Below are 8762 nucleotides of genomic sequence, written 5' to 3'. Positions count from 1 at the left end.
GCCGCAGACCGGGCCAAGCTTGTTTTGCAAAATATCGGTATCAAAGCTGGAATTGTTAATGCCGCGGGTGACCTGGTGACCTGGGGCATGCAGTTAAACGATAGACCCTGGACCATAGGCATCGCTGACCCGAACCAAAGCAACCTTCCCTTCTCTTCATTAAACATCAGCAACATGGCCATTGCAACATCTGGCAATTATGAAAAATATGCTACCATTAATGGCAAAAAATATTCGCATACCATTGATCCTAAGACCGGTCTTCCGGTTAGCGGAATCAAAAGTGTAAGTATCCTTTGTCCGAGCGCTGAATTGGCTGATGCCCTGGCCACACCAGTAGTGGTAATGGGCGTTCAGGTAGGTCTTGATCTGATCAACCAGTTGCAACATGTCGCATGCATCATTATAGATGATTTTGACCGTTTGTATACTTCCAAAAATATTAATGTAAAACAATGATATGAAAACGTCAATTCCAATATCAGTACTTCTAGGTACGAGCCTTTTTGCCCTCAGTTTGCTGAGTGCGTGCGCAACAGTGAAACCCTATCAAAAAAACAAGCTCAACGACGCCGAAATGACCTTATCGTCGAGACCAGCTCAGAAATTTGAACAAAGTTTCCAGCTCTACCGGGAAGGCGGATCGGGTGCCAATGGCGGAAAAAGTGGTGGTGGTTGTGGTTGTAATTAGCGGAAATAATGAGAAAAATTTATCTGCATGTACTCATGCTGTTCCTCGGTGTATTAGGTGCCAACGGACAAATTAAAATTAAAGCCACTCCTTCCGACACGAGCAATTACCAAAGCAGAAAACTCAAAATTGATGAAATTAACCTGGTATCAGCATATTACCATCAGGATGGGAACAATTCGGCTGTAACGGGTGGTATAGGAACTGAAAAACTAACAGATTTTGCAAACACCTTCGATTTGCAGCTGTCTAAATTCAACAAAGCAGGGAATAAAAACACTTTTCTGTTTGAACTCGGTGTAGACCATTACACTTCTGCTTCATCGGATAAAATAGATCCAGGCACCATCTCTTCTGCCTCCAGGGCAGACACGCGTGTCTACCCTTCGCTAAACTGGACACACAGTAATGAAAAAACAGGGAATGCTATCGGCTTTATAGGATCCTTTTCAACAGAATATGACTACCAATCCTTAGGGGCAGGATTTAACCTTACTCGTTTATCAAAAGATAAAAATACGCAGTTTGATTTCAAACTGCAGGCATTTTTGGATACCTGGAAAGTCATCCTACCCGTTGAACTGAGATCTGAAACCAATCCAGGCAATGGCAGGGAATCAAAAAGTGAGGGATCAAGTCCAAGAAATTCATTCAGTGCCGCTTTCTCTCTTTCCCAGGTCATCAACCAAAAGCTGCAGGCACTGATCATGGTCGAGCCAGCTTACCAGAAAGGTTTACTGGCCACCAAATACCAGCGCGACTATTTTACGGATGGCTCTTTAAGAGCAGAAACCTTGCCCGACAAGCGTTATAAGCTACCTATTGCAGCCCGGTTAAATTACTTTGCGAGTGATCAGGTCATCATCCGAACTTATTACAGATATTTCATGGATAACTGGGGCATCAGGGCCCATACTGCCGAAATAGAAGTTCCTGTAAAACTAACCTCATTTATCTCTTTAAGTCCTTTTTATCGTTATAACAAGCAAACCGGATCACGCTATTTCGCTCCCTATGGCCAACATGATCCTTCCGCTGCCTATTTTACCAGTGATTATGACCTATCTACTCTGAACAGTGATTTCTATGGCGCAGGGATACGACTTGCCCCACCCCATGGTGTATTTGGCTGGCAACATCTTAACATGCTGGAACTGAGATACGGACATTACAGCAGATCTACAGGACTGGTTTCTAACATTATTACCTTAAATTTAAAAGTAAAATAAGATTAACACAATCGCCATGGCTATTATCGAACCGCTAAGAAAAGATATTGACCGTCGCCCATCGCCTTGCAGACACGGTTTGGGGCATCCATATCTATTTTGGTTACGCCCTGGTCGCAATATTGTTGTTCAGGTTAATTGCTGAAATTTTTCAACCTCGTAAACAAAAATTTTTCAGCAGCTTGAACAGTGCATATCAGACTTATCGCAGGCACAGTAAAAAATCCAATCTGGCTTTGCACGATCTTACCGTTAAAGCACTATACCTTATTTTCTACCTGCTGTTAATTATTATGGGCGTTACAGGACTGTCTATGGCATTTGATCAGGAACTGGGTATCAGCAAGGGGACAAGCCACAGCATCAAAGAATTTCATGGTTTCTGTATGTATTTGATCCTGATCTTTATTGGAGTACACATTGCAGGGGTATTACTGGCTGAAAGAAAAGAAAACAAGGGCATCGTATCAGACATGATCAATGGAGGTAAAACATCGTATGGAAATTGAGGAACATTATACCAACAGAAGCGGCTGGTTAAGGGCTGCAGTTTTAGGGGCAAACGACGGCATCCTTTCTACTACAAGTCTGGCAATAGGGATTGCAGCAGCAAGTACCACACGGGAACCGATTGTTCTTGCTGCACTGGCAGGACTGGTAGCAGGAGCATTATCCATGGCTGCAGGGGAATATGTTTCAGTAAGCTCACAATCGGACATCGAGGTCGCTGACCTGACGAGAGAAAAAGGAGAGCTGGAGAATACACCGGATGCGGAACTACAGGAGCTGGCCAATATTTATCGCCAAAGAGGCCTGGATGAAAACCTGGCCAAGCAAGTGGCAGTCCAACTCACTGCCCATGATGCCCTGGGGGCGCATGCTAAGGATGAACTAGGTATTAACGAGATCACCCAGGCGAAACCGATGCAGGCAGCATTAGCCTCAGCAGCTTCCTTCATCATTGGTGGCTTGCTCCCGTTGCTGGTTTCGATATTTGCACCAATAAAACTGATGCTCATTTACCAATATGGCTTTTCTATAGTATTCCTGGGCTTGTCAGCATTGGTTGCGGCAAAAGCAGGTGGTTCTAGCCGGGGAAAGGCCGTCCTGAGAATTTGCTTTTGGGGAACGGCAGCCATGGTCATGACCGCATTGGTTGGCTATCTTTTTGGGGTAAAAACCACCTGAGCAGGAATCAAGCAAAACAATGATCTGAATCACTCCTATGCTCGGGAATATAACCGATTTTTAAAGTATCAATCTTAAACAGATGCCTGCAAACAACTTTAATATCCCCGGATTATCGAAGCAAGAAGTGATTGCCTCAAGATCAAAAAATGGTGATAACCGTTTAACCTCTAAAAAGGAGTATGCGCTTATAGATGCCATTAAAAACCTGGCAAAAGAACCAATGGTTATTTTACTGATGGCCGCCGCGGTTATTTACCTCATTAGCGGTCAATCGTCAGATGCCATTTTTCTGGCATCAGCAGTTATTTTAGTAGCGGCTATTTCACTTTATCAGGACTCCAGAAGCAGAAATGCTTTGGATAAACTGAAAACCTACAGTCAGCCACATTGCAAGGTCATCAGGGATGGTCAGACCACCGAGATTAAAAGTGAAGAAATTGTAATCGGTGATTATCTGATCATTCAAGAAGGTACCTCTGTTACCGCCGATGGCAGTATTGTTCATTCTAATGACTTCTCTGTAAACGAGTCTATACTTACCGGGGAATCCTTTGCGGTATATAAAGACAAAGACAGTACCAATCACGAGGTTTTCCAGGGCACCACTGTAGCCAGCGGGCTGGCCATAGCAGTGGTTACAGCGATTGGAAATGGCACCAAATTGGGAAAAATTGGTAAAAGTCTGGAAGATATCAAAGAAGAAAAGACACCACTAGAAATTCAAATCAACAATTTTATCAAAAAAATGGTGGTTGCCGGAGCAGCCGTTTTTTGCATCGTATGGGGCATTAATTACTTTAATTCCCTCGATGTACTGGATAGCCTGTTAAAGGCACTTACCCTTGCCATGAGTATATTGCCAGAGGAAATACCGGTGGCCTTCGCTACTTTTATGGCACTGGGGGCATGGCGCATGATGCAAATGGGGGTCGTGGTCAAACAGATGAAAACCGTAGAAACACTGGGCAGTGCGACGGTAATCTGCACAGACAAAACCGGAACAATTACCGAAAACAAAATGAGTCTTGCCAGACTATATCTGCTGGCATCCGATAAAATAGCAGCTCCTGACCAGGGTCTTAATGATGCAGAAAAAGCCCTGATCCGAATGGGGATGTGGGCCAGTGAACCTATTCCATTCGATCCAATGGAAGTCGCCTTACACCATGGTTATGCTGAAACTACATTCTCCGATGAACGCCCGGACTATAAAATGGTTCACGAATATCCTTTAGGTGGAAAACCGCCCATGATGACCCACATATTTGAAAATAAAAGCGGGATACGGATCATCGCAGCTAAGGGYGCCCCTGAAGCCCTGATTGCGGTATCGGAACTTGAGGCTTTTGAAAAAGAAAAGATTACAATGGCTGTTAACTCACTTGCCTCACAGGGATACCGCGTCCTGGCAGTAGGCCAATCGGATTTTACGGGATCTCAGTTTCCGGATCAGCAGCAAAAATTTAAGTTTAAATTCATCGGTATGCTGGCCTTTTATGACCCGCCCAAACAACACATTGAGCAAGTATTAAAGGATTTCTACCAGGCTGGAATTGCCGTTAAAATCATCACCGGGGACAATGCGGCAACCACCACCGCTATCGCCAGACAAATCGGGTTCAAAGGGTACGAAAAAAGCATCAGCGGTGATGAGCTTATGAAAATGCCGGAAAAAGAACTTCAGCGCACTGTAATGCAAATGAACATATTTTCCAGGATGTTCCCGGATGCGAAGCTCAAGATCATTAACGCCTTAAAATCAAACAATGAAATCGTTGCCATGACCGGTGATGGAGTAAATGACGGTCCTGCCCTGAAAGCCGCACATATTGGGATTGCAATGGGAAAAAGAGGCACAGAAATCGCCAGGCAAGCCGCTTCATTGATCCTGCTGGAAGATGACCTGGCCAAAATGGTAACTGCTATAGCAATGGGCAGAAGAATCTACACCAACCTGAAAAAAGCAATTCAATACATCATCTCTATTCACATCCCCATCATATTAACCGTATTTATTCCCTTAGCCCTGGGTTGGATTTATCCCAATATTTTTTCTCCCATTCACATTATATTTTTAGAACTGGTGATGGGGCCAACCTGTTCCATTATTTATGAAAATGAACCGATAGAGCAAAACACCATGCTTCAGAAACCGCGCCCTTTTTCTAACACATTTTTCAGCGGGAAAGAATTGACCACAAGCATCCTGCAAGGATTAATGATTACCGCAGGAACTCTATTTATCTATCAATATGCCGTTCAACATGGTTATGGAGAACTCCTCACAAGATCCATGGTATTTACCTGTTTAATCGCGGCAAATGTATTGCTCACTCTGGTTAACAGATCTTTCTATTATTCTCTACTTACTACCATAAAGTACAAAAACAACCTGGTATTTCTCATAATTATGATCACTATACTTATTTCAGGTGCTATTCTCTACATCAAACCATTAACAGTATTCTTTGGATTTCAGTCACTGAGCTTAATCCAGCTGTCCCTCAGTATTGGCATCGGATTCTCATCCGTAATCTGGCATGAATTTGTTAAATGGAAAAAGAGGCTTCAGTCGGTAACATAATGTTGAGTCATCGTAAATGCCAATTTTCCTACTGAAGTTTATTAGGATTTTCCAAAAAAAATATTCATTCTAGAATTGCTTGTCAATCTATTATTAAGTTATTAAATAATATTGCATTGTGGGAACAACAATCAATTTTCATCCTTTTAGAAGGAATTGAGTAGCATACAAACTGTATATTTATATATCCGGGTAAGGCCATATGAACAGGCTACAAAAGGATACTCAAAACCAAAGAACTTATACAAAATGGAGAAATCGAAAATGAAGATTTCCTGATTATTAAGAAAGACTGTGAGCAGAGTATCATGAGTATCTACAAAGCAGTAGGAATACCATGTTTATCAAAGAAATGGTAGTTTTAGCATTAACAAGAGAAAGATATAAAACCCTAAAAAACAAAATGTTAAATCACAAGAAACACTAAGTTTTCTAGTAAACTTTGCTAAGTTGACTATAGAAAATACGAACTGTCGTTAATAGTACATACAAAAACCTTAGTATTTGGATCTATGAAGGTGTTCGAATCCCATGTCCCCTCTTACAATTTTCAGAATTTCAATGTTACGTCCTCATTCTTTCGTATCAGACAAAAACAAACAACATATTGAAATACAGTAAATTAACTTAAAAAATATTTTTAGACGCTTAAATGAGATTGCTGAGTAATTTTATCTCTTCTATTTTTAGAAACTCAAAAACAAACACAATTCATTCGTTTTCAAATAGATATAAAAAAGCCGGAAAAGTGTTCTAAAAACAGACACTTTTCCGGCTTTGCGGAGGAAGAGGGATTCGAACCCTCGGTACCGTTGCCAGTACGACAGTTTAGCAAACTGTTCCTTTCGGCCACTCAGGCATCCCTCCGTATCTCGAAATCTCCCTTTCGAGGTTGCAAATATAGCAATTCATTAATATTTGCAAAAGAAATTTTATAGAGTTTGTTGATAATCTATTCGAACATGATAGATACTCATAAGCATTGTCTTGAATATCAGCTTTATAGTTTCGAGATCTTTTAATGGACTATCGCAATTATCTAATTGATTTTGCTCCAGTTAATAGTCAATAATGCGTTCAACCAGCTCATTTATGCTCTGGGCGTCCGGATTTTTCAGACTTCTTGAGGCCGCTTCCACCGAATCTGCCAACATTAAAACACCAGTTTCTTTAGAAAAAGGTATAGGTCCCGGATAGCGGAAGATATTCTCATCAACAAACTTTTCAGGAGAATTCTTCAAAAACGACTGATAAAAATAATCTACACGGGTATTACCATGGTGAGTTCTTATAAAGTCTATCACACTTTCGGGTAATTGATGCTTACGTGTGATCTCTATGCCCTTGTGCACATGTTTAATGATGATCTGGGCACTTTGTTCATATGGCAGCTTATCATGCGGACTAAGTCCGGTATTTTGGTTTTCAATAAAATATTGAGGATTCTCTATTTTACCAATATCGTGGTACAATGCCCCCGCCCGAACAAGCAATGAGTTCCCTCCTATTTTGAATATTGCGGCCTCGGCCAGATTTGCTACCTGCAAAGAATGCTGAAACGTACCAGGAGCTTTAAAAGCCAGCTCCCTTAGCAGTTTATTATTAGTGTTAGTAAGCTCAATTAATGCAACATCAGAGGTGATTCCAAACAGCCTCTCAAAAGCATAAATCAAAGGATAAGCAAGCAAAGAAAGCAATACACTAACAATAAATGGAACAAAATTCATCCATTCTATCTGACCGATAGCCCCTTCCCTCAATAATGCAATGCCAATAAAAGAAATAAAATATGCCGACAATATAAATAAAGCCGACAATAGCAATTGCTCTCTTTTAACCAAATTCCGAATACTATAGATAGCCACCATACCGGCAGTTGTTTGATAAAATACAAACTCAAAGCTATTTGGCACAAAGAAACCGGCAATCAGGATCACCAATAAATGCAGATATAGTGCCAACCTGGTATCAAATAATATCCTTATAATAATGGGGACTATACAAAATGGAATGTAATATAAACTAGGGAGACTAAGCTTTATAGCCCAAGATAAGGCCAAAAGCATACTCGTCGTTACCAGTAATATCAAAGAAAGCTGACGGTTGTCGGCAAATATATCCTTACGAAACAAGTGTAAAAACACCATTAGCAAACAAACATTAAAGCCTACAAGCAGGATCTGACCAAAATAAACCAGGCTGCTATCACCAATTGTTTTAGACTGCGCTTCATATATTTCCTTAAATGACTGCAGCTTTTGGTAAATCTCGTCGTCAATCACATTATTTTTAGCAATGATCAGCTCGCCTTTCTGAACCATTCCTCTGGTTGTAGAAAGACTATTTATTGCATTCTCTTGTACGATAGCCGTCAATTTCTCATTAAAAATAATGTTGGGCTGCAAATGATCTTCAACAAGATTAACAATTACCTCCTTAACTTTCAGATTTACAGACTGGAAATTATCTTTAAAATAATCAAGAGCAGTTTGTACGGTAAATACATCTTGAGTACTAACCGCTTTACTTATATTATTATCCAGCAAAGAGAAATCATAATTCTTACTTCCTTTTTGATGTTTGGCATTAATTGCAATAATCCCCTTATCGTAAATCGATTTTAAAAGTTTAAACGAGGCCTGTCTGTATTGTTCCTTTTCATTTTCTGGAAGGGCATTACTTCTCCACTTTACATCAAACTCATTTAAATAAGCCTCTTCAACATCATTAATCAGATACTTATTTATAGTATAAATAGGCAATACATTATTTAATGCATCCTTTTTATCTGTATCTACTTGTGGGTTTGTCTTTAATATTGCAAAATTAAATGGAGATATAAGGTCCTTATTTTTCCAGATCTCTCCCTTTTCAAATTCGTACCTGAAACGTGGCTGTTTTGGTAAAAAAGCAGTTATTATCAATACAGAAAGCACCATCATGATATACTTAATGTTTGATGTATACTTACGGTAAAGTACCCTGTGAGAATTCTTGTTGATTTTTGCCAAAGCGATTTATGTTGAATTTGATTCAAAAATAACATTAATTTTTCATTTGAATGTTT

Annotated in this window: 7 protein-coding genes and 1 tRNA gene; 6 read left to right on the top strand and 2 right to left on the bottom strand. The window is 40.3% G+C overall.

Annotation, left to right across the window (positions count from 1 at the left end):
• The 6 genes from AC1DDX_RS20060 to AC1DDX_RS20035 all read left to right on the top strand — a co-directional run.
• The coding region (locus AC1DDX_RS20060; protein WP_477622471.1) for an FAD:protein FMN transferase at positions 1-459 on the top strand (459 nt) is incomplete at its 5' end.
• A 79-nt stretch (positions 460-538) separates the two neighbouring features.
• A complete protein-coding gene (locus AC1DDX_RS20055; protein ID WP_288879068.1) occupies positions 539-691 on the top strand; it encodes a DUF4266 domain-containing protein in 153 nt (50 codons plus the stop codon).
• Between the two features lie 8 nt (positions 692-699).
• Positions 700-1920 carry a DUF3570 domain-containing protein gene (locus AC1DDX_RS20050; RefSeq protein ID WP_337716630.1) on the top strand — a complete coding sequence of 407 codons (1221 nt, stop codon included), beginning with the start codon at positions 700-702 and terminating at the stop codon, positions 1918-1920.
• A gap of 47 nt (positions 1921-1967) precedes the next feature.
• On the top strand, positions 1968-2429 hold the full coding sequence (locus AC1DDX_RS20045) for a cytochrome b/b6 domain-containing protein (protein WP_477622470.1): 462 nt from the start codon (positions 1968-1970) through the stop codon (positions 2427-2429).
• Positions 2419-3108: a VIT1/CCC1 transporter family protein gene (locus AC1DDX_RS20040; RefSeq protein WP_099437513.1), complete on the top strand. Its 690-nt coding sequence runs from the start codon at positions 2419-2421 to the stop codon at positions 3106-3108. The genes AC1DDX_RS20045 and AC1DDX_RS20040 overlap by 11 nt, the downstream gene beginning before the upstream one ends.
• A gap of 82 nt (positions 3109-3190) precedes the next feature.
• Positions 3191-5695, top strand: coding sequence for a cation-translocating P-type ATPase (locus AC1DDX_RS20035; RefSeq protein ID WP_337716628.1), 2505 nt, complete (start codon positions 3191-3193; stop codon positions 5693-5695).
• Between the two features lie 780 nt (positions 5696-6475).
• Here the strand turns inward: AC1DDX_RS20035 and AC1DDX_RS20030 are convergent.
• Both AC1DDX_RS20030 and AC1DDX_RS20025 read right to left on the bottom strand, forming a co-directional pair.
• Positions 6476-6562 (bottom strand) — tRNA-Ser (locus AC1DDX_RS20030).
• 191 nt (positions 6563-6753) lie between these two features.
• A complete protein-coding gene (locus AC1DDX_RS20025) occupies positions 6754-8706 on the bottom strand; it encodes an HD family phosphohydrolase (protein WP_477622469.1) in 1953 nt (650 codons plus the stop codon).
• Positions 8707-8762: the final 56 nt, after the last annotated feature.

This window comes from Pedobacter sp. 10L46_2 (assembly GCF_056395165.1).
The sequence above is the reverse complement of the archived record's forward strand: the minus strand, read 5'-3'. Positions and strand labels throughout refer to the sequence as shown.

Bases quoted from the DNA above. Each gene is read 5' to 3' on its own strand.
- AC1DDX_RS20050 (WP_337716630.1), top strand. From the start codon at position 700: ATGAGAAAAATTTATCTGCATGTACTCATGCTGTTCCTCGGTGTATTA.
- AC1DDX_RS20040 (WP_099437513.1), top strand. From the start codon at position 2,419: ATGGAAATTGAGGAACATTATACCAACAGAAGCGGCTGGTTAAGGGCT.